This window comes from Paenibacillus sp. FSL L8-0470, assembly GCF_038008625.1.
Lineage (GTDB): Bacteria > Bacillota > Bacilli > Paenibacillales > Paenibacillaceae > Paenibacillus_AQ.
This window is the reverse complement of sequence record NZ_JBBOZM010000001.1, coordinates 74,559-94,811: the sequence shown is the minus strand read 5'-3', so window position 1 is coordinate 94,811 and position 20,253 is coordinate 74,559. Positions and strand designations below refer to the sequence as shown.

At 49.6% G+C, this 20,253-nt stretch carries 22 protein-coding genes and 2 riboswitches; of the genes, 13 read left to right on the top strand and 9 right to left on the bottom strand.

Going from position 1 to position 20,253, the window contains the following annotated elements; all coding sequences use genetic code 11:
* Positions 1–216 precede the first annotated feature (216 nt).
* From NST99_RS00480 to NST99_RS00470, 3 genes are all read left to right on the top strand, one after another.
* Positions 217–2,286, top strand: coding sequence for a transglycosylase domain-containing protein (locus NST99_RS00480; RefSeq protein ID WP_341089090.1), 2,070 nt, complete (start codon positions 217–219; stop codon positions 2,284–2,286).
* Positions 2,287–2,389: 103 nt separating this feature from the next.
* On the top strand, positions 2,390–3,070 hold the full coding sequence (locus NST99_RS00475; RefSeq protein ID WP_341089089.1) for a DNA-3-methyladenine glycosylase: 681 nt from the start codon (positions 2,390–2,392) through the stop codon (positions 3,068–3,070).
* Positions 3,071–3,288: 218 nt separating this feature from the next.
* A complete protein-coding gene (locus NST99_RS00470) occupies positions 3,289–3,759 on the top strand; it encodes an AbrB/MazE/SpoVT family DNA-binding domain-containing protein (RefSeq protein WP_341089086.1) in 471 nt (156 codons plus the stop codon).
* A 116-nt stretch (positions 3,760–3,875) separates the two neighbouring features.
* Here the strand turns inward: NST99_RS00470 and NST99_RS00465 are convergent, their stop codons facing one another.
* Positions 3,876–4,382 (bottom strand): YwhD family protein, encoded by a 507-nt coding sequence (locus NST99_RS00465; protein WP_340895636.1) that lies wholly within the window; start codon positions 4,380–4,382, stop codon positions 3,876–3,878.
* A 104-nt stretch (positions 4,383–4,486) separates the two neighbouring features.
* Here NST99_RS00465 and NST99_RS00460 point away from each other — a divergent pair, with 104 nt between their 5' ends.
* From NST99_RS00460 to NST99_RS00435, 6 genes are all read left to right on the top strand, one after another.
* Positions 4,487–6,514 carry a M1 family metallopeptidase gene (locus NST99_RS00460; RefSeq protein ID WP_341089084.1) on the top strand — a complete coding sequence of 676 codons (2,028 nt, stop codon included), beginning with the start codon at positions 4,487–4,489 and terminating at the stop codon, positions 6,512–6,514.
* Between the two features lie 11 nt (positions 6,515–6,525).
* Complete coding sequence (locus NST99_RS00455) at positions 6,526–7,356, top strand: hypothetical protein (protein ID WP_341089082.1); 831 nt, start codon at positions 6,526–6,528, stop codon at positions 7,354–7,356.
* A 220-nt stretch (positions 7,357–7,576) separates the two neighbouring features.
* A riboswitch (cyclic di-AMP (ydaO/yuaA leader) is annotated at positions 7,577–7,715 on the top strand.
* A gap of 57 nt (positions 7,716–7,772) precedes the next feature.
* Complete coding sequence (locus tag NST99_RS00450) at positions 7,773–8,201, top strand: C40 family peptidase (protein WP_341097502.1); 429 nt, start codon at positions 7,773–7,775, stop codon at positions 8,199–8,201.
* Positions 8,202–8,586: 385 nt separating this feature from the next.
* A riboswitch (cyclic di-AMP (ydaO/yuaA leader) is annotated at positions 8,587–8,729 on the top strand.
* 5 nt (positions 8,730–8,734) lie between these two features.
* Positions 8,735–9,226, top strand: a complete 492-nt coding sequence (locus NST99_RS00445; RefSeq protein ID WP_038584516.1) for a C40 family peptidase — start codon at positions 8,735–8,737, stop codon at positions 9,224–9,226.
* 260 nt (positions 9,227–9,486) lie between these two features.
* Positions 9,487–9,993, top strand: a complete 507-nt coding sequence (locus tag NST99_RS00440; RefSeq protein ID WP_341089080.1) for a GNAT family N-acetyltransferase — start codon at positions 9,487–9,489, stop codon at positions 9,991–9,993.
* Between the two features lie 106 nt (positions 9,994–10,099).
* On the top strand, positions 10,100–10,456 hold the full coding sequence (locus NST99_RS00435) for a c-type cytochrome (RefSeq protein ID WP_341097501.1): 357 nt from the start codon (positions 10,100–10,102) through the stop codon (positions 10,454–10,456).
* Between the two features lie 102 nt (positions 10,457–10,558).
* Here the strand turns inward: NST99_RS00435 and NST99_RS00430 are convergent, their stop codons facing one another.
* Positions 10,559–10,846 (bottom strand): 4a-hydroxytetrahydrobiopterin dehydratase, encoded by a 288-nt coding sequence (locus tag NST99_RS00430; RefSeq protein WP_038584508.1) that lies wholly within the window; start codon positions 10,844–10,846, stop codon positions 10,559–10,561.
* A 235-nt stretch (positions 10,847–11,081) separates the two neighbouring features.
* Positions 11,082–11,375 carry a hypothetical protein gene (locus NST99_RS00425; RefSeq protein WP_341089078.1) on the bottom strand — a complete coding sequence of 98 codons (294 nt, stop codon included), beginning with the start codon at positions 11,373–11,375 and terminating at the stop codon, positions 11,082–11,084.
* A gap of 203 nt (positions 11,376–11,578) precedes the next feature.
* Here NST99_RS00425 and motA point away from each other — a divergent pair, with 203 nt between their 5' ends.
* Both motA and motB read left to right on the top strand, forming a co-directional pair.
* Positions 11,579–12,379, top strand: a complete 801-nt coding sequence (motA, locus tag NST99_RS00420) for a flagellar motor stator protein MotA (protein WP_076114081.1) — start codon at positions 11,579–11,581, stop codon at positions 12,377–12,379.
* Complete coding sequence (gene motB, locus NST99_RS00415; protein WP_341089076.1) at positions 12,363–13,178, top strand: flagellar motor protein MotB; 816 nt, start codon at positions 12,363–12,365, stop codon at positions 13,176–13,178. The genes motA and motB overlap by 17 nt, the downstream gene beginning before the upstream one ends.
* Before the next feature lie 90 nt (positions 13,179–13,268).
* Here motB and rluF read toward each other — a convergent pair whose 3' ends face one another.
* A complete protein-coding gene (rluF, locus tag NST99_RS00410) occupies positions 13,269–13,970 on the bottom strand; it encodes a 23S rRNA pseudouridine(2604) synthase RluF (RefSeq protein WP_038584496.1) in 702 nt (233 codons plus the stop codon).
* Positions 13,960–16,287, bottom strand: coding sequence for an ATP-binding protein (locus tag NST99_RS00405; protein ID WP_341089075.1), 2,328 nt, complete (start codon positions 16,285–16,287; stop codon positions 13,960–13,962). Before NST99_RS00405 ends, rluF begins: the two co-directional genes overlap by 11 nt.
* Before the next feature lie 320 nt (positions 16,288–16,607).
* Between NST99_RS00405 and tadA the strand changes: the two genes are divergently transcribed.
* Together tadA and NST99_RS00395 are read left to right on the top strand one after the other, a co-directional pair.
* Positions 16,608–17,111, top strand: a complete 504-nt coding sequence (gene tadA, locus NST99_RS00400; RefSeq protein ID WP_341089074.1) for a tRNA adenosine(34) deaminase TadA — start codon at positions 16,608–16,610, stop codon at positions 17,109–17,111.
* A 30-nt stretch (positions 17,112–17,141) separates the two neighbouring features.
* On the top strand, positions 17,142–17,714 hold the full coding sequence (locus NST99_RS00395) for a GNAT family N-acetyltransferase (protein WP_341089072.1): 573 nt from the start codon (positions 17,142–17,144) through the stop codon (positions 17,712–17,714).
* 147 nt (positions 17,715–17,861) lie between these two features.
* Here the strand turns inward: NST99_RS00395 and NST99_RS00390 are convergent, their stop codons facing one another.
* From NST99_RS00390 to NST99_RS00375, 4 genes are all read right to left on the bottom strand, one after another.
* Positions 17,862–18,953, bottom strand: a complete 1,092-nt coding sequence (locus NST99_RS00390; protein ID WP_038584489.1) for a hypothetical protein — start codon at positions 18,951–18,953, stop codon at positions 17,862–17,864.
* 104 nt (positions 18,954–19,057) lie between these two features.
* Complete coding sequence (locus NST99_RS00385; protein WP_038584486.1) at positions 19,058–19,207, bottom strand: small acid-soluble spore protein P; 150 nt, start codon at positions 19,205–19,207, stop codon at positions 19,058–19,060.
* Positions 19,208–19,221: 14 nt separating this feature from the next.
* Positions 19,222–19,563 carry a hypothetical protein gene (locus NST99_RS00380; protein ID WP_341089069.1) on the bottom strand — a complete coding sequence of 114 codons (342 nt, stop codon included), beginning with the start codon at positions 19,561–19,563 and terminating at the stop codon, positions 19,222–19,224.
* Between the two features lie 143 nt (positions 19,564–19,706).
* Positions 19,707–20,225 (bottom strand): SRPBCC domain-containing protein, encoded by a 519-nt coding sequence (locus tag NST99_RS00375; RefSeq protein ID WP_341089068.1) that lies wholly within the window; start codon positions 20,223–20,225, stop codon positions 19,707–19,709.
* Positions 20,226–20,253 lie beyond the last annotated feature (28 nt).

Sequence of the window (20,253 nt, the reverse complement as noted above, 5' to 3'; positions counted from 1 at the left end):
CTCCCCCGCCGCTGCTCGATCCACCAGAGAAAATCACAAAAAGAAGACAATTTGGTCACCGTCTTCAAACGGCTCCCCCTTGTCTCTTTTGATGCAAAGTACAGGTCTCCTGAATATCTGATCCCATCCTTCCCCATAATGAAAATTAATGAGGAAATAAGAATACAGCCGTCGTTTCCTATAATTTAGATATTTATAAAGAAGGAGCCTGATGCCATGCCGCGCGATTCTGATAAACCCAAGGCAAAGAAACACCGCTTCCGCGGGCTGTTCCGGCTGCTGGCCGTCATGACCGTACTGTTGCTGCTCGCTTCCGGGGCATTGATCGGCTATCTATATCAGAAAGACCTTCCTCCGATCGGAGATGATATCCGCTCCAAGCTGCTCGATTCCCGGGGCAATGTGCTGGCCACCTTCACCAACGACGGGCGCAGCCGGGACCCTGTAAAGCTGGAAGAGATTTCTCGGCTGCTCATACAGGCAACCCTGGCCGTGGAGGACCGTAAGTTCTATGACCACTCCGGCTTTGATCTAAAAGGTATGGCCCGGGCTGTACTCGTCAATCTGGAGGCGGGCAAACGCACGCAGGGGGCCAGCACCCTAACCCAGCAGCTTGCGCGCAATCTTTACCTGACCCATGAGAAGACCTGGACCCGTAAGGCGAAGGAAGCTTTATATACGATGCAGCTTGAGATGAAGTTTAGTAAAGACGAAATCCTGAACATGTATTTAAATGAAATCTATTACGGACATGGAGCCTACGGCATTGAAGCGGCTGCACGAATGTATTTCGGCAAAGCTGCGGCGGATTTGGATCTGGCCGAGAGCGCCATGCTTGCCGGGATTCCCAAGGGCCCGACCTACTATTCGCCGTATACGCATATGGAGAATGCCAAGAAGCGGCAGGGCATCATTTTGTCCGCTATGGCCAATGTTGGCGATATTACCGATGCGGAGGCCCAGGCAGCAGCCCGGGAAGGCTTGAAATTCAAGCCTCAGGGTCAGAAGGACACCACTGTGGCCGCACCCTATTTTCGCGATTATGTGCGCAGTCTTGTCATCGACACCCTGCATATCAGCAGCGATGAGCTGGACCAGGGCGGGCTGAAGGTCTATACCACCCTTGATTCCGATATGCAGCAGGCGGCAGAGGATGCTGTCGATAAAGGAATGGACGGCAGCAGTGAGCTGGAGACCGCCCTTGTCTCCATCGACCCCCGCACCGGTTATATCAAAGCGATGGTCGGAGGCACAAATTACCGCACCAACCCGTTCAACCATGCCTTAGCCACAACGCGCCAGCCGGGATCTTCCTTTAAGCCAATTATGTATTTAACCGCACTCTCGTCCAAGACGATGACCGGACTGTCTGTCTTTAACAGCCAGCCGACGCTGTTCCATTACGACAATAACCGCAAAACCTATCAGCCCCGCAACTTTGGCGACAAATATCTTGGAGAGATCAATATGCGTCAGGCGATTGCCGCCTCTGACAACATTTATGCCGTGAATACCATTATGAAGGTAGGGGCGGATAAGGTCGCCGAAATGGCCGCTAATATGGGTATCGGCAGCCCGCTGCAAAGCGTGCCCTCACTAGCGCTCGGCACCTCGCCGGTCAGTCCGCTGGAGATGGCCTCAGCCTTTGCGGTGATTGGCGGCGGAGGGACTAAGCTGCCTGTGACGGCTATCCTCAAGATTACCGACTCCAAAGGCAATCTGCTCTATGAGGCTCCGCAGGGCCGGGGGCAAAAGGTTGTCGAGCCGGCAGCGGCCTATGTGCTGACCCGGCTGATGGAAGGTGTATTCGAGAGCGGCGGAACGGGAAATCGTGTCGCCTCCGTTATCAAACGTCCCGTGGCCGGCAAGACCGGCACCACTGACACCGACGGCTGGATGGTCGGCTTCACCCCCGAGCTGTCTACCGCAGTCTGGGTAGGCTATGATAAAGGGCGTGAGATCGCCACGTCTGACGGAAGGCGGGCTGCGCCAATTTTTGCGGAGTTCACGGAAAAAGCACTGGCAAACGTCCCGCCAAAAACTTTTCCGATTCCCGACGGCGTGGTTAGCGTGTACATTAACCCGCAATCCGGTAAGCTGGCCACGGCCGCCTGCCCCGAGAAGGAGCTGGAAACCTTCATCAGCGGTACAGAACCTACGGAATATTGTGACCAGCATGGTGCAGGCGAAGACACCGCTCCATCCGGCGGATCAAAGGACAGCGCAGTCCCTGCCAAGGATGAACATTCCTTGTGGAGCGACATTAAGCGCTGGTGGATGAACTGATCCCTGTTGCAGCCATTGCCCCGTCTGCGCTACGATGGGACCAATGAACGGCAGAAGCACAGGCTTTAAGCCCTGCTTCGCCAGGGAGAGGTGCCATCAATCTATGAATGCGAATAACGCTGCCAGCGGCAGGGAACCGTTCCCTTCTTCTCCACTTCTGTCCCCGGAGATCTATGCGCATACAGCGCTTAGGGCCGCGCCGCTTCTTCTTGGCCAGCATCTGGTCCGGCGCACGGAAGACGGGGATATACGCTGCCGCATCGTGGAAACGGAAAGCTACGGAGGCGCCGAAGACAAAGGCAGCCATGCTTATGGAGGCCGCCGCACCGCCAGAACCGAAGTGATGTTCAGCTCCGGCGGCACCGCCTATGTATATCTCATATACGGCATGTACCACTGCCTCAATGTGGTTACCGCCGCGCAAGACGATCCGCATGCGGTATTGATCCGCGCGGTGGAGCCGCTCACTCCCGCCGATGCGGAGCGGATGGCATCTTACCGGGGCATAGCCGTCAAGAAGCCGGCCGACCTGTCGGGCGGTCCGGGCAAGCTCTGCCGGGCGCTGCGGATCGACAAAAGCCTGAATGAAATCCGCCTGGACGTACCGGGCGGGCCGCTCTGGCTGGAGCAAGGCGCAAGCCCCGAAACTCTTGATATTGTACAGGCTCCCCGCATCAATATTCCTTATGCTGAAGAATATGCGGAGCTGCCCTGGCGTTTCTATCTCAGGAACAATCCTTACGTTTCGGTAAATGCTAAGCAGGCCAGCTCTTTCAGAGTTTAAAGACTTCCCTGCCTGTTTCGGTATCCCGGAATTGGGTAAAAAATAATGAACCCTAATCAGCCTCTGCCAGCGGACCTCCGCCGGCAGAGGCTTTTCATCTCTTTAATCTCCAAATTCCTATAAATGTATGCGCTTCCCCCGTTCTCTTAACTTACAATTACTGTTATAATCATAGATATCCACACCAAAAATATAAAGATGCAAATGAGGGACATGAGATGAAAGATACAGGCATGATCCGGAGTTTAGACAGTCTTGGTAGAATTGTGGTTCCTGTAGAAATCCGCATGACACGTAATATTGACATTGGGGATCCTATCGAGTTTTTCATTCTGAATGAAGAGATTATTGTGCTCAGAAAGTACACCTCTACAGAATGCACTTTTTGCAGAAGCCTTGACCATGTAACTTACTTTAAAGATCAGTTTATTTGCAACAGCTGCCTCAAAGAGCTGGGGGATCCCGGGCTTGTTTCCGATGCGGCAGAGCAACCGGTAAGTCCTGTTGAAGACAACACTGCATTACTGCGTGGCGGCCGGAGAACAAAGACAGAGGAAATGAGCCAGCGTCTCGAGAAGGCCATCGCGGACCATCCGTATGCCAACCAGAAGGAGCTTGCCGAGGTTCTTGGCATCAGCCAGGCCAGAGTCAGCCAGCTAAAGCGCAAGATCAATGCAGCAGGCAAATAAAAGAACACAAACATCTTGATTCATCCCTCATGAGCATTCAAAAGGCTTGGCCTTTCCCGTTTCGGGAGGGCCAAGCCTTTTTAGCTTGAATCAAAGTATGTTGCGGGGGACATCTCCTATTCCGACAGCGCCGCTTTCAGCTCTTCCGGAGAGGCATTCCACCAAGCTTCATTATGAGAAATCAGCAATGATTTAAGCGCCGCTCTTTCCACCGTACCGAGCCCCTCCAGAATGATCTTCCGCTTCAGAGCAGCATCCAGCTTGTTCACATGATCGGCAAGAATTTTCCAGCCGCGCCGTGCCTCTGTATCAATCCACATCTCGCAAGCGGTAATGCCCCCGTAGAACTGGCCCTCCGCCGTACGGTCTACAGCTACCCAGACAACCCAAACCTGTCTGCCCGCCGGCACATCCTCGCGGTTCATGGAGAACTTAATCCCCTTCTCTACCTTGCTCTTGGCATGCATGGCACCGATATCGATAACTGCTTCACCGCCGTCAATAATAACGGGCGATACATTGTTCAAATCAATGGAGCCTGCGCCGAAGCCTTTATGTTTGCTCTTGGCATTCACAATATTTAAGGCAATCTGTTTCTTGCCCTCCGGTTGTATGTTATCCACAAGTGCACATCCTTCCCTTTCACTAATAATTTAATTTTAGCTAATAATGCGGCGAATGCAAACATATACATCCCGTAGATGCTTGTCACGGGAGGAATCACAGTATGAAGCCACTGTCATTAAGGTACGTTATCGTCTTTGCGGCCCTGTCCGCCCTCACTCTGCTGGGAGGGGGAATAGGGGTCCTTTCAGGGTATGGTGCAGAGCACAGCCCTGCCGTTCTGACTGCTGCTGTTCAAAAAGAGGCCAAGTCCCCCGCTGCCCTGCCTAAGCCCAAAGCCGTGCAGCCCGTTCTTCCCCAGAGCACTCCCCTTCCGGTCTCAGAAGCGTTAAGCCAGCGGGTAGTGGAGTATCATATCGACGTGCAACTGCTGCCGGACACCACCTCTCTAAGAGCCTCAGAGACGGTGACCTGGACTCACCCGGGCCTAAAACCGGTACAAGAACTCTACTTTCATCTTTATCCAAACGCATTTGCTTCTGAAGATACTACGTTTATGAAAGAATCTGGAGGCGAACTCCGGGGTGATGCCATGCCAGCGAACGGATTTGGCAGCATAACCCTGACCGATCTCCGGACTACGGATGGAGTCTCGCTCATGCAGCGGCTGCAATACGTGCAGCCTGATGATGGCAATGGCAATGACAAGACACTCGTAAAGGTGCATCTCCCGCAGCCGGTTAACGGTGGGGAAAGTGTTACGCTTAGGGTCCAGTTTGAAGTTAAGCTGCCCAAAATATTCGCCCGCATGGGTTCCGCCGGCAATTTCGTGATGGCCGGGCAATGGTTTCCCAAACTGAGCGTCTATGAACCTGCCGGTACCCGGGGTGTACATGAGGAAGGCTGGAATCTGCACCAATATCACGGAACATCCGAATTTTACAGCGATTTCGGTATCTACAATGTAACCATCTCCGTCCCCCCCAATTATATCGTTGGCGCAAGCGGGTTCCCGGTCAAGAGCGCCAAGCTGAAGCAGGATCAGAAGGTGTATCAATTTTATGCGGATGATGTCCATGACTTCGCCTGGACCGCTTCCCCGGACTTTGTGGTAGCCGAAGAGGCCTTCTCTACAGACTATGTACCGGGCGTGAGAATCAAGCTTTATCTGGACCCGCTACATAAACATCTGCAGGAGCGTTATTTCCAGGCAGCGAAGGCCGCTCTGACCAATTTCAGCAAATGGTACGGACCTTATCCTTACTCTACATTATCCATCGTCGTACCTCCCAAAGAAGGCAACGGCGCCGGCGGGATGGAATATCCCACACTGGTTACTGCTTTTGGCGCGGCCGAGGCTTCTCCAGGCACCTCTCTGGAGCGCACGGTCATTCATGAGATCGGCCATCAATATTTCTACGGGATGTTAGCCAGCAATGAATTCGAGGAGGCCTGGCTGGACGAAAGCTTCACTTCCTACGCTGAAGACAGGCTAATGGAGCAGGAGTATGGGGTATCATCCAATCATGTCCTGCAGGCCAGCCTGGTGACATCCTCCCAGCCGCTTAACCTGGAAACCTGGAAATACACTCCTGCCGATGCCTATGCCCGAAATGTGTACATCCGCGGCAAGCTGGTGCTGAAGGATATCGAACAGCAGGTCGGAACCAAGACGATGGATGCCATAATGGCGGCCTATACCCGTAAGTTCCGCTTCCGGCATCCTTCTACCGCCGACTTTCAGAAAATCGTGGAGAAGGTAACCAAAAAATCCTGGCAAGCCTACTTCGACCAATATGTATACAGCGGCGGTTCTCCGGATTTTTCAATTGATCACATTAAAATCTCTGACCCAAAAAAAGAGGGCGGCGATGATAATGCCCGTTACGAAAGCTCAGTAGCGGTCAGCAATAAAGGAAATCAGTATGGTGACGTCCCCATAAAGTTCACCTTCCTGGATGGCTATACTGTCCAGCAGTTTTGGAATGGGACAGAGAAGGAAACCACCTTTCAGCTAGCCTACAAAGCGCCTCTTTTGTCTGCAGAGATTGATCCGGAGCACTCCATTCTGCTGGAGAGTAAGCATCTCAACAATTTTAGACTGGCGGAGCTGGAGCGAAAGACGCTCTCCCGCTGGACGCTTAGCGCAACGAAGCTGCTTGAAACCCTGCTCGGAACTCTTGTCTGGTGAGGTGAAGGATTGTGAAAAGATCGATAGTTCGCGGCTGGTACAGCATGAAAGAGCAATTTTATATTCTGATTCTGCTTTTTATCTATCGGCTGCTTTGGGGCTATTTCCTGTACAGATTCGTCAGGTCAGCCCTCATCCCGGTGCTGCTCCGTTATCCCGATACACACGCCGGCGGCAGCGGAATAGGCAGATTGCTGTATTATATCGAAGGACAGACTGCACTTAGCACAGACCCCGGGGTGCTGCGCTGGCTCTGGCTGCTGCTGGCCCTCTCAGCGCTACGGCTGCTATGCTCCCCCTTTATCCGCGCAGGGCTGCTGCATGAGCTGCACCAGGAGCGCAAAGGGGAGCGGGGAATGTTCTTTTTTCCCGGAATGAAGCTTTACGGACTCCCCGTACTGCTGTTCAGTCTAGCGGAATGGCTTCTGGCCGCAACACCGCTGTATTGGCTTCTCCCCAAAATGTATGGGCTTCTCCTCAGCGGTATTCTCGATTATACTCTGCTGCTGAGACTGGTTCCTTATGTTCTGGCCTGGCTCCTGTACTTCTACCTGATCCGCATTCTGCTGCTGTACATGCAGTTTGGCTTCACCGGAGGAACAGGCATGTTTTCTTCCTTGCTGGTTGGCCTGAGGGTAATCCTCCCTTCCACCTGTATATCTGCACTGTTCGGCGCCGGCGGCCTGCTTCTGCTGCTGCTCTCTGGAGTGACCGCACTTTTCTGTCCAGGCCTGCCCGCACTGCTGTTCCGGCAATTTTCACCGCTTCCCTCAACGCTGTTCAAAATGTGGAGCCTAGCGGGGCAGTATCACCTTTGGTGCAGTAAAACATTTCCACAATAATAACGCCAGTCCCTTGGCATAATAGAAGAGTCACTGCCCCAGATAAAGGGCGGGACTCTTCTTTTGGTTACAACGTGATTTAGGGTATTTGCAAAACTGTAAATCCTCTGGTACAATGATGCCTGTACCAGTAGTAACAACTTTGTAATCTTTTGAAACTAATTTGAAGCAAATGAATGTGCCTTTAAGCATTTAACCTTGTCGACACGTCACTGTTTCGGTGCATAAAACGCCAAATTCCCGGCACCGGGAAGTGGGGGAACCATATTTTGGGTGAATTGATCTCGCTTTAGAGGGGTCATAGGGGAACCTTCTACCGAATCCTTAAGCTAACCTCGCAGGCCTTGGAAGGAGTACATCTTTTGAAAAGTCATAATTTTAAGAAGAAATGCACCGCAGCAGCATTAGGGCTGGTGATGGTGTTCACGCTTGGAGCAGGGAGCGCTTTCGCCGACTCCAGAATGGATACGGTTATTACAAAAACACTCGGAACGACATATAAAACCGGGGGCACAAGCACTGCCGGCTTTGATTGTTCTGGATTCACCAAATATGTATTTAAGAACGTTGGCCTTACCTTGCCCCGCACTTCCAAAGCACAATTCAGCGTTGGAACCGCCGTATCACGGAGTAACCTCCGTTCAGGCGATCTGGTATTCTTCAATACCCTTGGCAATGGAGTCTCCCATGTCGGTATTTATGTCGGCAACGGAAAATTCGCCCAATCCTCTTCATCCCGTGGTGTAACTATCAGTTCAATGAGTCAATCCTATTGGGCCAACCGCTACGTTGGAGCCAAACGAGTAATGAGCACAACAGCTTACAAAGCTATCGCTTACGATTGACATCCCTCAGGAATTCCATCCTCCAATAAATAATTGTAACTTATAGAAATCCGGAAACTGATTATTGCCGTAATCATTTCCGGGTTTTTCCTTTTTGTCTTCCTTATTCTACCTTTTACACGTATTTGAGGCCTGTGAAACACCTTTTTACTAAAAATCCCAACAAATCTAAGTTAAAGCTTACTCAGCGTGTAAATATAAGACCTTTTTAGCAAAATCAACTCTTAAAAAGCGTAAATATTATGCATTAATATGTTTTAAGTGATTGCCAACTGGCGAAGTCTTTGTTACAATTATCGCAGTGAGTTTTTAGTAACATTTTTGTAATTATTCAATCGGGTTTTACAAAGGTTTTGTCATGTATTGGTTAACAAGCTAATCCTAATCAACAGTCATGCCGAGTTCCCTAACCATTAGGGAAACGGGGGAACCGATTTTGGGTGAATTGACCTCCTATTCACAGAGGGGTCATAGGGGACCTTCAACCGAACCCTTAAGCTAACCTCGTAGGCATTTGGAAGGGGTATTCACTTTTGAAGAAGAAGTTAGCAGCAGCAGTACTAAGCTTTTCCATTATGCTTACCATCGGAGCAGGAAGCGCTTTCGCGGATTCCAAAATGGATAAAGTCATCGACAAGACCATCGGAAGTAAATACGTATCCGGCGGTGTATCGACCAACGGCTTTGATTGCTCCGGATTTACAATGTACGTTTTTGATAAGATCGGTATCAATCTGCCACACCAATCCGGTTCCCAATACCAAATGGGTACCGCCATTTCCCGGGACGATCTGAGAGCGGGAGATCTTGTATTTTATAATACCAGCGGTAAAGGTGTATCCCATGTCGGCATTTATGTCGGTGAGGGCAAATTCGCACATGCTTCATCCTCCCGTGGTGTAACCATCAGCACGATGAGTGACAGCTACTACGTCAACCGTTACGTTGGCGCCAAACGGATCATGAGTACAGATGCTTACCAATCCGTTACTTCTGATTCCCAAGACAATGATGACGTGCAATAAGTTGTCGTAAAACGGGCACTCTTCCATGATTTTTGCCGAAATCTGGAGGGGGCCTGTTTTTTTTGTCTATAAAATTACTTACCCCTCTCAATATCCGCAAAACATAAATCTACCCAAATTTCCTCCATTTCATAAAATATTTTTACCACTTTGTCAAGTTTCCGCCTTTCAGGAAATTTCTGAGTCGAATCAGGCCAGTTATGGATATAATTAGGTATAGCTAGTGCTGTTGCTCCCTATGAAAGGAGGCCGGTGGCCTTATGATTAGCTCCCCCGTTACATTCCATGTGGTTCCCATGGAGATCAGCCATGCTGAAGACATCGCCGCATGGAATTACAAAGCGCCTTATAATATTTACGAATGGATGCCTTGGTCCCAAATGGAGGCGCTTGGCATTGAATTTGGCGATCCAGAGCTCCGCAGGGACCAGTATGTTTCCGTGGTCAACGAGCAAGGCATCCTTTGCGGCTTTGCGCAGTTGTTTCCGATGGAGGGTGTCGTCAGGCTGGGTATTGGAATGCGCCCCGAGCTTTGCGGACACGGTCTTGGCCACATTTTCATGGAAGCCATCGTTCAGGCCGCGCTAAAGCGGTATCCCGGGCGGGAGATTGATTTGGAAGTATTGACCTGGAACCAGCGGGCGATCCGAACATACCAAAAATGCGGCTTCACGATCACGGATACTTATGAACGCCTTACTCCAACCGGAAATAAGCCATTTTATTGCATGGTCTATGATAAACAACATAACGTTCCATTAAATTGAAAATTTTAGTGTTGAAATCGTCCACTTTTTTGACACAAATGCTATGATAACGCTTCACCATCCTATATAATGTAGGAAGCAGCTTACATGGAGGGGACGGATGAAGATGCAGAAATGGATCATGGGCGGTTTGTTTTTCGCAGCCTGTGCCTTTGCGGTAGTGCTCTTGTTCACATTGCCCGGCAAAGCAGAGGTAGCCGAAGAAAATAACCCGACGATGCCGCAAGTCACACTGGATGCCACCAGCGCCGAAGCGATTGTACAGGCAAGCTGCATTACCTGCCACGGTGATCAGCTACAGGGCGGTCTAGGCCCTAGTCTGCAGCAGGAAGGCGGCCAGCATAACGCAGAAGAAATCTACACCATTGTTACGAAGGGACGCGGCCAAATGCCGTCTTTCAAGGATAAGCTTGCTCCCGAAGAGATTGCGAATGTTGCCATGTGGCTTGCAGAGAAGAAATAAACCTGACCTTAAAAATACAGAATGCCCGTACAAAGGATATTCAGACATCCTTGCACGGGCATTTTTATATCTATTCCTATGATAGGTCGGTTTCTCCTGCGCCTAACGCGTTTTGTCGAAAGCTTCGTTAAATTCATGCGCCTGGCGGAACTCTAGCGCGGCAAGCCCGCTCTCTTCTTTTGCGGACAAGCGCAGAATTACCGTTTTGTAATCAATTGTAATATGCGGATGATGATCAAAGGCTTCCGAGATCGCAGCCACCTCATCCACAAAGGCGATACCCTTCATATATTCATTAAACATATATTTACGCACCATCATATTCGGCTCCAGCTTCCAGCCCTCCAGCTTACTTACCTGCTCACGCAGCTCTTCCTCCGTAAAATGCAATTTGTTTCCTCCCTTACTAAGTTAGCCGTAAAGTCCGTACAGCCCAGCTCCCCATATCCCTTAAACAAAACATCCCTCAGCTTCGGTAAAGTCCAAGGGATGCGCCAGGATGAAGGCTTTTTTTCGGTTTAATGTATTCTAAGATCCCGGCAAATAGTACTCGGCATCTTCAATTTTACCACGGGCCGCAGACAGGGGGCAAACCGTCCTCCTGTTACTCTGCTGTTCTGCTGCTCTAAATGAGTACAACCGAGGCCAAATCCTCTTCACCCAGCAAAATATTGATACGGTGCGTCTCCTTGTCATAGATAACCACACCACTGCCTACCTGAATAACAGGCTCGTTGCCCAGCGCGTAGAATAGATCCTCTGCGAGCGCTTCCCATACCTCCAGCTTGGATTCCTGCGGCAGTTCCTGCCACTCATCCGGCTCCATCTCAAAAAACACATACCCGTCAGAAATACGTCCGACTGCTTCCGTCAAATCACTAAGAATCTCGCTGTAATCTCTGCCATGTTTCACACCCACGTGTATCACTCCGTTTTCTTCACAGATGAATAATAACTTACCTTATCATTATAGCCGAAAAAATGACTTCACAAAAAACGGAATACTGACGATAAATAAGAATATACGTGATTTGGTTACGTGCAGGGTGTCCCGCCGCTGTTCAAGGATGAAATATGCGGTCTGAACGGATCACTTCTTAATTCTCATGGACGAGGTGCATAATGGAAATTTCAACATTACTAGGCTTAGTATTTGGTCTCATCGCAGTTGTCTGGGGAATGATGCTCAAACATGCCCCGCTTACCAGCTTGGAAAATCCGGCAGCTTATGTCATTATCTTTCTTGGTACGACTGCCTCAATCTTTGTGGCCTTTCCCATGTCGGAGGTCAAGAATGTACCCAAGCTGTTCAAGATCCTCTTTATTAAGAAAAAGATGGTCAGCAAAGCTGAACTGATTACAATGTTCATGGAATGGGCTTCCATTACACGGCGCGAAGGTCTGTTGGCGCTGGAGTCCAAGGTCGATGAGATCGAAGATAACTTCCTCCGTAACGGTATGCGGATGATTATCGACGGCAACGACCAGGAATTTGTCCGCGATGTGTTAATGGAAGATATTCATGCTACAGAAGACCGGCATAAAGCGGGAGCCCTGATCTTCTCACAAGCGGGGATGTACGCTCCTACCCTAGGGGTATTGGGTGCCGTTATCGGGCTGATTGCCGCTCTGGCGGATATGAGTGATATGGACGTTCTGGCGCACGCAATTGCCGGAGCCTTTATTGCTACATTGCTCGGTATTTTCACCGGTTATGTAATGTGGCATCCGATGTCCAACAAGCTCAAAAGAATTTCCAAGCGTGAAATTGAAATCCGGCTGATGATGGTAGAGGGTCTGCTGTCTATTCAATCCGGAGTATCCACAATCGCTATCAATCAGAAGCTTTCCGTCTTCCTAACACCTTCTGAACGTGTCAAGCTAATCGAAAAGGGAGGCGGCTCAAGTGAGCAAAAAGACTAGGCATGAAGAACACGAAGAGCATGCCGATGAATCCTGGCTATTACCCTATTCCGACCTGATGACGCTCCTAGTGGCGCTGTTCCTCGTTATGTATGCCATGAGTGCTACAGACGCCAAGAAATTTGAAGACATGGCTGATGCCTTTAGCTCTGCGCTCAGTGGTGGTGGCGGTGTTCTGGAGTATCGTTCCGATGCCCCGACAAATACCCAGCTTGATCAGGGTAAGCAAGATAAAATGAACAGTGTTATTGATAAGAATACCGGCGAATCCGACATGGCCAAGCTGCGGGCGAAAGAGCAAGAGGATCTGGAGAAACTAAAAAAGCAGTTTGATCAGTATATTGAAAAGAACGGGCTGACCGATTTGCTCAGCACCAAGCTGAATCAATCGCAATTGATGATTACCATCAGCGACAACGCCCTCTTTGCTTCAGGACAGGCAGACGTAAAGGATGATTCCCGCCAGCTTGCCAAATCAATCTCGAACATGCTGCAGCAATTCCCTGATTATGACGTCCTCGTACAAGGGCATACGGATAATATTCCGATTTCCAATACCAGCTATTCATCTAACTGGGACCTCAGCGTAGACCGTGCACTGCATTTCATGAAAATCCTGCTGCTGAATCCGAATCTGAATCCCGTTAAATTCAGTCCTATCGGATATGGGGAATACCATCCAATCGCCCCCAATGACACTACTGCCGGACGGGCCAAGAACCGCCGCGTAGAAGTTTCTATTCTGCGCAAATATCAAGAAGTCACTGAACCAAAGGGCATTACCCTCCCTAACCAATAATAGGCACTCAGATAAAAGAGCTGTTCCAACGATCCCGCGAGAGATCTTCTGGAACAGCTCTTTGCTTTCTTCGGCAGCACTTTCTAATGGCTACTGCAGCTCATAGTTTAGCATTTCCCCAAGTTCTTGCTTCTCCTGAGGCGACAGCTCACGCCACTCTCCGGTTTGCAGCGTCCCAAGGCGGATATTCATAACCCGGATACGCTGCAGCTTTCTGACCTCATAACCAAAGGCGCTGCACATGCGGCGTATTTGCCGGTTCTTGCCTTCAGTCAGGATAATGCGGAATACCCGCTCTGTCATTCTTGTCACTTCACAGGGCAGCGTTCTGCCGCCCAGGATCTTCACTCCACTCGACATCCCGGAAATGAAGGAAGGCGTGACAGGCCGGTCTACAGTGACTACGTATTCCTTCTCATGCTTGCCTTCGGCCCGCAATATCTTGTTAACAATGTCTCCATCATTGGTAAGTAAGATTAACCCCTCTGAGTCCTTGTCCAACCGGCCGATCGGAAAGATGCGCTCCTGATGTCCGACAAAGTCAACAATATTCCCCTGAATGTGGCTTTCCGTGGTCGATGTGATGCCCACCGGCTTATTAAGCGCAATGTAGACGATCTGGCTTCCCGTTTCCAGCGGCTTGCCATCAATCCGTACTTCATCGCCAGGAACGGCCTGACTGCCGAGTACGGCCGGCTCACCGTTAATGGTAACCCTGCCGCCTTCCACCAGCTTGTCTGCTTCACGGCGTGAACAATAGCCTGTCTCACTTATGAATTTATTAATTCTCATGATTGTCTTCACTCCGTTCTTTATTCATGCCCTGCTCTGCAGCAGGCTCAACTGGTGCGGGCAGTTTAATAATAACCTCCGTCCCGCAACCGTATTCACTGCGAATCTCCAGACTGCCTTTGTGAGCCTGGATAATCCGCTGGCTGACCATCAGCCCAAGTCCCGTCCCTGACTCTTTATTGGTATAGAACGGCTCGCCCAGCTTGGGCAGCATATAATCGGGAATGCCGCCTCCCTCGTCAGAGATCACAATAACAACAGAGTCTTCATCCATATACTGCTCCAGTGTGATGGTTCCGCCGTCCGGCATGGCTTCAATGGCATTCTTGACGATATTAATAAATACCTGCTTGAGCTGGTTCTCCTCGCAATGCACCGTTGCCGGCAGCTCTGCGAACCGTGACTCAAACTCTATGCCAAAGAGATGGGCCTGGCTGCTCAGAAGGGAAATTACATCATTTAGAATGTGCCGGACATCCTTTTGCTGAAAGTGAACTGCCTGCGGCTTGGCCAATATCAGAAATTCACTCACAATGAGATTAATTCGTTCCAGTTCGGAGAGCATTAAGTCAATATGCAGCGGGACCAGCACCTGCTTTTCTTGTTGAAGCTGCAGGAATCCCCGTAGCGTTGTCAGCGGATTACGGATTTCATGGGCAACCCCGGCGGCAAGCTGTCCTACCGTCGTCAGCTTCTCAGAGCGTCTCAGCAGCTCTTCGATCCGGTTGCGCTCTGTCATGTCACGGGATACGTGGACAAAGGCCTGTGGCCGTCCCTCTTCGTCGCGAATGATCGAGGTGCTGACACTGACTTCGACCATCGAACCGTCTCGCTTCAGCCTTACAGTCTCTACCGGAGGCAGAACAGCGCCATTCTTCAGCTCCCTAAGCCTTTCTTCTTCCTGTTTCTGCACCGTAGCCGGTACCAGATAAGGCGGCTTAACCAGGGCATCTGCGGCACTCCAGCCGTACAGATCCTCAAATGCTCTGTTCGTACTGGTGATCCGTCCATCCATATCTACAGTATGAATCGCATCGGAGGTGCCGTTGATCACCGATTCCAAATGTTCCTTAACCGCCCGGTTCTCTTCCAGCGTCTGCCCTAACCGGTTCGTATGCTGGGAAAGATGGGAGGTCATCGCATTAATCCTGTGGGCCAGCTGTCCCAGCTCATCCCGGCTGTCCACCTTTAACGGCGGCTCAAATTTGCCTTTTGCCACATCATTGACCTTGGCCAGAATATCCTGAATCGGACGCGTTACCACACCGGCAAGCACATAGCTGCACACGAAAAAAATGATAAGCAGCAACAATGAAGTAGTGATATTATTGAACAATTGGTCTTTGATGACCGAAGAAATGACCGAATAGTCCATGACTACAGAGACGACATAATCATCAGCACCCGGCTGGTTGATCGGGATGAAGCTTTTGAGCACTCTTTTGCCAAGAGCCTCCGTATCCAGCGTGACCGGCTGCCCTTTGCCGAGGGCTGCCATCATCGCCGACTTATCCTCTTCCACATTGCCAAAGATATAGGTGCCGAATTTAATGGGACGGCTGCGCAGCTTCTCATTCACGCGGTCTTCACCATTAGGCATCATGCTTGCAGAGGCAAAGGTTTTGGGATTGATTCCTGTGACCTCCAGAAGTCCCGGATTGACCTCTTTGGACTGCTGAACGATCTCATCGGGATTCATAATTTTGACGTAATCACTCACTGCTGTACTCCGTATGTAAGGATCTATGATGTAGTTAGTCGAGGCATCGTGATAATATCCCCACTTTTCAATGAACTTAGGATTGGAAGTCGAAAATTCAAAAGGTCCGGACCAGAAATTCTCAAGGCTCTGCCCCTGCTGAACGGATACTTTCTGACCGGCAAACAGCTCGAGAAATGCGACGTACCAATACCCCATTCCTTTGGTAGGCAGTCCAATCTCATTAGGATCAGACGATTTGGCAACCACTATATCATCATCAGTCTTGACCAGAAGTGAAATATTAGACACACCAAGCTTATCCGCCAGGTACACCAGCTGTTCATTCTTCACATTCTTGATATCCGGGTCAAGCTCTTCAGAGGCTAGAATGGCGGTCATCCGCAGGTTCTGAGCCAGCTGATACTGCACATAGTTCGAGCTATAGCTGCTCTGTTCGACTGAAACGGCAATCTGCATGGCGGTCATCTTCATATTATTTTCACTTTCAATACGCAGATTATCACGGGCCGCGTAAAGATTCAGTGTAAGATTGAGCGCCAAGATCAGCAGTACCGAACCAAAAATAATAGCCGATAATTTCGTTTTTATGGACAAGCTGCTTTTTCACCTCTTATCCGCTGGTAAATCCTAGCGGAGTGTTCATGAATATCATACCTTTTGCCTATCCATTTGAAAAGACATTTCAGAGACGGGGCATATTTTGCGAAGCATTGAATTTTATAGGGAGTTTCTCTACAATGGATAAGAAAAACATAAGGTTAATCCACAGGATATACACATATAAACATTTTATTAAATTCTAATGTGTACAATATTGTGTATAAGTCGGCGGTTATCCACAGACTTATACACAATTTGTTCAGAACGAATATTTGTTCGTTGCACAAGGTACAGAATAAGAAGGGAAGATGCACTTGAATATATTACTTGATGAACTGCCGCCCGAAGAGCGGGAGGCTCATGAATATTGGATGCGGGAGGCGATTGCGGAAGCCCGCAAAGCAGAAGCACTGGGCGAGGTTCCCATCGGAGCAGTAATTGTCCGCCATGGCGAAATCATCGGGCGCGGCTACAATCTGCGTGAGACCACAATGGACTCCACGGCTCATGCTGAAATGGTAGCCATCCGCAAGGCCAGTATAGCTATGAATTCCTGGAGGCTGCTCGATTGCCGGCTCTACGTTACCCTTGAGCCCTGTCCGATGTGTGCGGGGGCTATGGTTCAATCTAGAGTCCCTCTCACGGTATATGGCACAACAGACCCTAAAGCCGGCTGTGCAGGCACCCTCATGAATCTGCTGGAGGAACCGCGGTTCAATCACCGGACCGAAGTCATTCAAGGGATCTTGCAGGAGGAGTGTGCGGATCTGCTGACTTCCTTTTTCCGCCGCTTGCGCCAGAAGCCGTCCAAGCTATAGTTATTCGCAAAAATGACCAAGGAGGATTATATGTCTCTTAAACTGTACAATACGTCTCAAGGTATCTATCTCTCCCTGCTGCAGCTCCATGATGCGGAAGAGCTGCTTCAGCTGCGCCTGCGCAACAAGGTACAGCATCAGCCGTTTGAACCACTGCGCGAGGACGATTATTTTACCCTTGAAAGCCAGAAGCAGCTCGTTGGCCAGCGTTTGGAGGATGCCCGTCAGGATAGAGCCTATATGTTTGGCATCTTTCTGCTGGACGGACAATTAATTGGGCAGGTTACCATTTCCAATGTGGTACGTGGCGTCGGACAGTATGCCGATATCGGCTATTTTATTGACCATGAGGTACAAGGAAAAGGGTATACCAGCGCCGCTGTAGGCTTAATCCTGGAGTATGCCTTCCATGCTCTTGGGCTGCATCGGGTACAGGCTTGCATCCTGCTGCATAACGAAGGCTCCCGCCGTGTATTGGAGAAGAACAGGTTTCAGGCAGAAGGAATTGCCCGGCGTTTCATTAAAATCAACGGCCAGTGGCAGGACCACCGCACCTACGCTATTCTGAGCGATGATTACTATCCGGAGAAGGGACAGCATTAGCCCTCACTACATATTGCAGCCAAACTATGTAAACCAGTGGAAACGGTTCGCCGTCCTCAAAAGCATATAAATTTTTATATTTGAACAAAAAAATCCCGCATGAGCGCGAACAATACGCACGCATGCGGGATTTCTATGTTGCTTAGATTAATAAGTGCCCATTCCACCGAACTGCTGTTGCAGCTCTTCCATTGTAACTACATCATCGCCCTGCGGGATGCCAATCGTGAAGGTCTGCTTCTCATTAACTTTGCTGTATTGGTTGCTTCCGGTTAATGACAGGCTGACGTTCGTTCCTTGCTCAGGATCTTTGACGATGATATCCATCAGCAGGTTTTGGTATACAGGGAAGCTATCTTTGTCGATCGCGGTATCGAGTTTGAATTGGTTGATCGTCAGATACTTGTTCAAATCAGCCAATCCTTTGTCGACCTCAGCTCGGGTCTCGCTGGACTGCAGCTCTTCTTTGGCTTTGGCTAAATCAGCCTCGTCAATTTGCAGCATAGTCTTGTATTCTTCCTTACCCACAATATCAATAATCTTCGGCAGTGCATTATTCACGAGGATTGTAAGTGCTTCTTTGACATTGTCATTGGTCACCTGGAACTGAACCACTTGTTTAGCCTTGACGTCCTCCGGTAATGCTGCATCTTTAGGTTTGATGTCGGTAAAATATTTTTCTTCATCATACTCAGCCAACAGTGTGCTTACCACTTCATTGGAGAGCTTTTGCATTTTTTGCGTGTCTACTGAAGCCGGGCTCCATTCGGTGCCGCCCTGCTCTGCCAGTTCCTTCAGGTCAAGTTCTACGTATTTCCCTACAATTGTCTCCGGAAGCGGCAAGAACGGAATCGACGGTACTTTGACGTACATCTTCTCTGCGGTCATTACCATAGGGATGTTAAAGGACATCGCCATATCGCCCTTCAGGTTCAGTACCATAGTCATTTCTGTCTGCATCGGATCCGCTTGGTATACCCCATTCACGGAAATATCAGCGTTCTTCAGCATACTGAGCACCATACCTGTCGTGGCATCCGTTGTACCTTCACCGGCTTCCACAGTCAGGTTGTTAATGACTAGCTTGCTCTTCATTTCATATGAAGTCAATGCAGTCGCTTTAGCGGCAGCCGATTTCAGGGCCTCTTTTGGTGCCTCTTGTTTGTTCGCGCATCCCGGCAAAATAATTGCAGCTGCAAGCAGCAATGCGGAAGCGGATAACCCCCATTTTTTGTTCATTGTTGTTCTCCTCTCCCATGTAAAAAAATTGTTTCCCCTTCCTAATGATAAACCATTTGGCAAAAAGGGGAAACAGTTCATTTCTCCTTTCTTTTCCGGAGGTGTTATCCCTGCGGATTATGATGATCTACATGGTTAGCCTGTTTGACCTTTTTGGAGCCGGAAAGCGGCTTGGGCGCTGAAGAATGATGTTCTCCTCTAGGCTCGTGATTGGTGTCTACCCCGGGAACCGGCATACTTTTAGGCTTGCTCATTTTTAATTCCCTCCCTATGGATTAGTCAAATCTTGTAGCGCTTGTGCACATTCATGAATCTGTCTTGAATACTGCTGAGCGAGTAATTGTACGGCATCGGTACGCTCATCGGTATGCCTTCCGGCTTGCTCGGCATCAATCAGATTCACAGCCACTTCACGGCTATCGACATAAGTGCAGCGAAAATCAAGAGAATAATCCTGCCGCCCTGCCGCATTGAAATGAATCAGCAGACTGTTCTGGTCAGCTGCATCTCCCTGCACACTAAAGCTGTCTCCATCCTCCATCAGTGCAGGCAGACGCTCCTGCCATGCGGTAACCAGACTTTGCTGGTCCAGTTGCAATTGTCGGTTCATTGTTCTTATCAGCCTCCCTTCTTTAATACATTGCGGAGAAAAGAGGGTTTTTATTCCCTCTGGAACAGGTTCCAAAAATAAGAATAAAAAAAGATCACTCCTCCTAAGAGGAATGACCTTCGTATATGCAGGACTTTTATCCTTTAACCGATCTTCCGGATCGAGTTCAAATGCTCAACCAGTCTGTTCCAGGTATCGGTGATACCCTGCAGCATACCCATATCCAGTACCTGCTGCAATGCTTCTCTTGTAGCATATTCCGCGCGATTAATGACTTTAGTCCCATTTTCTGTTTCGACGAAGATTAAGGTAACGAGCGTCTCAGGCATATTATCTGCAACGTTGCCCTCCGCATCGGAGAAATAATCTACATACACGATCTTCTCTGGTGCAACGATCTCACGGTATACACCCTTGCCCCATGATTCCATGCCATAGAAATCGCCCTGGTTCTTGTCCTCGCACTTCATACAATAATGCCAAACGCCGCCCACACGGAAATCCATATGGCATACCGGAAGCGTCCAGCCTCTAGGCCCCCACCAATGCTTCAGATGCTCTGCCTGCGAAAACGCCTGAAATACCAGCTCCCGAGGGGCATTGAACTCACGTTCCAGAATAAGCACCTTATCCTCTACCTTGGATACCATTTCATTTGCCATTTTTAAATTCCTCCTCGATCTTCCTAGT